Raw genomic sequence first — 3,948 nt, forward strand, 5'->3', positions numbered from 1 at the left:
CACTCTTCCCGCCTTCAACGATGCCCCCGGGCGCACTCAGCAGGAGATACTCGACCTAATCGACAAGACCCTGATCGGTCTGGAGGAGAAGGGGCAGTAAAGCCCTAACGGGAGGCCGGCTTCGATGGAGTCGATGCCGGCACCCTCAGCACGATGAGGCACAAGCAAAGGACCGCACAGATGAGCTATCCATTCAGCACCCCTGGTCAGCCATTCCCCGGTCAGCCAGGCTTCGGATTCGGCCCCGAGCAACGGCGCGCATTTCATGAATCCACGCGACAGGCCAGACAGGAGTTCAGAGAGCAGGTACGTGCCCAGGCCGGCCAGCGGGAGTTCCCGTTCGGCTTCACTGCCGGGTTCGGGCCCGGGTTCGGCCCGACCTTCGGCCCTGGGATCGGCTTACGGGTCTGGCGCCGCGGCGGGCGCGGCCGAGGACGTCGCGGTGACGTACGTACCGCCATCCTGCTGCTGCTGGCTGAGCAGCCGATGCACGGCTACGAGATGATCCAGCAGATCGCCGAACGCAGCAATGGACTGTGGCGTCCGAGCCCAGGGTCGGTGTACCCGACGCTGCAGCTGCTGGTCGACGAGGGTCTGATCGTCGCCACCGAAAGCGACGGCAGCAAAAAGCTTTTCGAGCTGACCGACGTCGGGCGCGCGGCGGCCGAAAAGCTTGAGACTGCGCCGTGGGAAGAGATCGCGGATGGCATCGAGCCGTTTCAGCTCGACCTGCAATCGGCGTTTGCGCAGTTGGCCGCCGCCATTGCGCAATCGACGGCCATCGCCACCGCCGAACAGCAGGCGCGCATCGCCGACGTCGTCAATACCGCGAGACGCGAGATCTACAGCATCCTCGGCGAAAGCGAGTAGGTGTGGCGGGCTTTGATGGCCCGCATCACGACACGTCGACCCAATTCAGGGTGCGCTGCACTGCTTTCCGCCAGCCCGCATACCCCGTGGCGCGCTCGTGCTCGCTCCATGTTGGGGTCCACCGCTTGTCCTCCTGCCAGTTGGCCCGAAGGTCATTGGGATCGGCCCAGAATCCGACCGCAAGGCCCGCGGCGTACGCGGCGCCCAGCGCGGTGGTCTCGGCGACCACGGGCCGCACCACGTCCACCGCCAGCACGTCGGCCTGGATCTGCATGCACAAGTCGTTCGCGGTGATGCCGCCGTCGACTTTCAGAACTTCAAGGCGCACACCGGAATCCGCTTCCATCGCGTCGACTACGTCCCTGCTTTGGTAGCAGATCGCCTCCAGCGTCGCGCGGGCCAGGTGAGCGTTGGTGTTGTACCGCGACAAGCCGACAATCGCACCGCGGGCATCGGATCGCCAATACGGGGCGAACAACCCGGAAAACGCTGGGACGAAGTACACCCCGCCGTTGTCCTTCACCTGGCGCGCGAGCGCCTCGCTTTGGGCAGCTCCGCTGATAATGCCCAGCTGGTCACGCAGCCACTGCACCGCCGAGCCGGTGACCGCAATCGAACCTTCCAGGGCGTAAACGGGTTTGGCGGTGCCGAACTGATAGCACACGGTGGTCAGCAGCCCGTTGGCCGAGCGCACGATCTTTTCGCCGGTGTTGAGAAGCAAGAAATTACCTGTGCCATAGGTGTTTTTGGCCTCTCCTTCGGCCAGACACACCTGACCCACCATCGCCGCATGCTGGTCGCCGAGGATTCCCGTGATCGGCACCTCGCCGCCGACGGGCCCGGTTTCGGCGGTGACTCCGTGCGGCTGCTCGGACGAGGACGGCGCGATCGCCGGCAACATGGGCCTGGGGATTGAAAAGAATGACAACAGCTCGTCATCCCAGTCCAGCGTCTCCAGATCCATCAGCATGGTTCTGCTCGCGTTGGTGACATCGGTGATGTGCACGCCGCCGCGCGGCCCGCCGGTCAGATTCCACAACACCCACGTGTCGGGCGTGCCGAAAATCGCGTCGCCGCGTTCGGCTGCTTCCCGCACGCCGTCGACATTTTCCAGAATCCACTGCAGTTTGCCGCCCGAGAAGTAGGTGGCCGGCGGCAACCCCGCCTTGCGGCGGATCACCTCGCCGTGGCCATTGCGGTCGAGTGCCGACGCGATGCGGTCGGTGCGGGTGTCCTGCCAAACGATCGCGTTGTAGTAGGGCCGGCCGGTCTGCCGGTTCCAAACCAGCGTCGTCTCCCGCTGATTGCTAATACCAAGTGCAGCAAGGTCATTCGGTGCGAGGTTGCTGGCATTGAGCGCCGATACCAGAACCGATGCGGTGCGTTCCCAGATCTCGACCGGATTATGTTCCACCCAGCCGGCGCGCGGCAGGATCTGCTCGTGTTCGAGCTGGTGGCGGGCGACTTCGGTGCCGTCGTGGTCGAAGATCATGCAGCGGGTGCTCGTGGTGCCCTGGTCGATCGATGCAATGAAGTCGGCCAATTGTTCTCCTTGCGTCAACTGCATGCAATCATGGCGCACCCAGCTGGTGAGATCTTCCACATTGACCACATGCCGCTCGGGGGAGCTCGCGGTCAGTCGCTAATGGTGGTGGCCAGCCAGTTGCGTACCCGACGGTAAACCTGTTGCATCAGCGGTGTGGGAGAAGAGGTCAAGCGCACCACCTACAGCAGCGCGCACCGGCAGCAGTATCGCCGCAAGGTGCAGTTGTGCCTGGACGTCTTCGAAACCATGCTCTCCCAATCCAGCTTCGAGTTCGACCAGCCGCTGACCGGGATCGAGATCGAATGCAACCTCGTCGACGGCGACTATCAGCCGGCGATGTCGAACCAGGACGTGCTCGCGGCTATCGCCGACCCGGCTTATCAGACCGAATTAGGCGCCTACAACATCGAATTCAATGTGCCGCCTCGCCCGCTCACCGGACGCGCCCACCTGGATTTGGAGACCGATGTCCGGGCCAGCTTGAACGCCGCCGAAACCAAAGCCAGCTCCGGCGGAGCTCACATTGTCATGATCGGCATCCTGCCCACCCTGATGCCCGAACACCTGGCCACCGACTGGATGAGCGAATCGACGCGGTATGCGGCGCTCAACGACTCCATTTTCAATGCTCGCGGTGAGGACATCCAGATCGATATCGGCGGACCCGAACCGCTGAGCCTGCACTACCCGTCGATCGCCCCGGAATCCGCCTGCACCAGTACACAATTGCACCTTCAGGTCTCTCCCGAGGAGTTCGCCGACAACTGGAACGCCGCCCAGGTGCTGGCTGGACCGCAGCTGGCGCTCGGTGCCAACTCGCCGTACTTCTTCGGTCATCAACTCTGGGCCGAAACCCGCATCGAGCTGTTTGCACAGGCCACTGACACCCGTCCGGACGAACTCAAAGCCCAGGGCGTGCGGCCACGGGTCTGGTTCGGCGAACGCTGGATCACGTCGATCTTCGACCTGTTCGAGGAGAACGTCCGCTACTTCCCGTCGTTGCTGCCTGAAGTCTCCGACGAAGATCCGGTCGCCGAGCTGGCCGCCGGGCGCACTCCGCGGCTCTCAGAGCTGCGCCTGCACAACGGCACGGTGTACCGGTGGAATCGGCCGGTGTACGACGTCGTCGACGGCCGTCCACATCTGCGGGTGGAGAACCGGGTGTTGCCTGCAGGACCGACCGTGGTCGACATGCTGGCGAATTCGGCGTTCTACTACGGCGTGCTGCGCACCCTGTCCGAAGAAGACCGCCCGCTGTGGACCAAGCTGAGTTTCGCTACCGCGCACGCGAATTTCCTGGAAGCCGCGCGCCATGGGATGGATGCCAGGCTGTACTGGCCGGGCTTGGGTGAAGTGGCGCCCGACGATTTGGTGTTGCGCCACTTGCTTCCCCTGGCCGAGGAGGGCCTGCGACGCTGGAATGTCTCGGTCGAAGCCCGCGACCGCTTTCTCGGCGTCATCGAGGGCCGCGCCAAGACCGGCCGCAACGGCGCCGGCTGGCAGGTCTCCACCGTGCATGCGCTGCAACAGGG

General features: G+C 64.2%; 3 protein-coding genes. 2 read left to right on the forward strand and 1 reads right to left on the reverse strand.

The window, feature by feature from the left end:
- Positions 1–180: 180 nt before the first annotated feature.
- Positions 181–870 carry a PadR family transcriptional regulator gene (locus VFA16_RS11615; protein ID WP_324967952.1) on the forward strand — a complete coding sequence of 230 codons (690 nt, stop codon included), beginning with the start codon at positions 181–183 and terminating at the stop codon, positions 868–870.
- Between the two features lie 25 nt (positions 871–895).
- Here VFA16_RS11615 and glpK read toward each other — a convergent pair whose 3' ends face one another.
- Positions 896–2,437, reverse strand: a complete 1,542-nt coding sequence (glpK, locus tag VFA16_RS11620) for a glycerol kinase GlpK (protein WP_324967953.1) — start codon at positions 2,435–2,437, stop codon at positions 896–898.
- Positions 2,438–2,569: 132 nt separating this feature from the next.
- Between glpK and VFA16_RS11625 the strand changes: the two genes are divergently transcribed.
- Positions 2,570–3,948 (forward strand): glutamate--cysteine ligase (locus VFA16_RS11625; RefSeq protein ID WP_324967954.1); only part of this gene is annotated, 1,379 nt, incomplete at its 3' end.

It is taken from the genome of Mycobacterium sp. (genome assembly GCF_035653355.1).
Classification (GTDB): Bacteria; Actinomycetota; Actinomycetes; order Mycobacteriales; family Mycobacteriaceae; genus Mycobacterium.